The sequence below is a fragment of the Arsenicibacter rosenii genome, from assembly GCF_001870735.1.
Taxonomy (GTDB): Bacteria; Bacteroidota; Bacteroidia; order Cytophagales; family Spirosomataceae; genus Arsenicibacter; species Arsenicibacter rosenii.
On sequence record NZ_MORL01000311.1, the window covers coordinates 1 to 374 of the forward strand.

Below are 374 nucleotides of genomic sequence, written 5' to 3' on the forward strand. Positions count from 1 at the left end.
GAGTACCTGAAGAATCAGGCCAAGGAGACCGGGCCCCAGTTCGGGATGACGGCAGCGGACATGCTGAAGGCTTACCAGCTGATGGGGTCGGCCAAGCCCGAACTGCTGGCCAATAAGGAAGCGCTGGCCGAGACGACCAAAGAGGCCATTATTCTGGCCAAGGCGGGTAAAATGGATCTGGCGGAAGCGGCTAAGGTTACGGCCGAATCGCTGAACCAGTGGGGAGCCAAATCCGATCAGGCCCGAAGGTTCATTAACGTTATGGCCGCCGGTGCCAAGGAAGGGGCGGCAGAGATTAACGAAATGAGCGGTTCGCTGAAAGCCTCGGGTACCGTGGCTGCTTCGGCCAAACTGAGCTTTGAGCAGACCAACGC

General features: G+C 58.8%; 1 protein-coding gene. It reads left to right on the plus strand.

The annotated features are described in order from the left end of the window. Positions 1-374: phage tail tape measure protein (locus BLX24_RS31395; protein WP_071506956.1), on the plus strand; the 374-nt coding region annotated here is incomplete at both ends.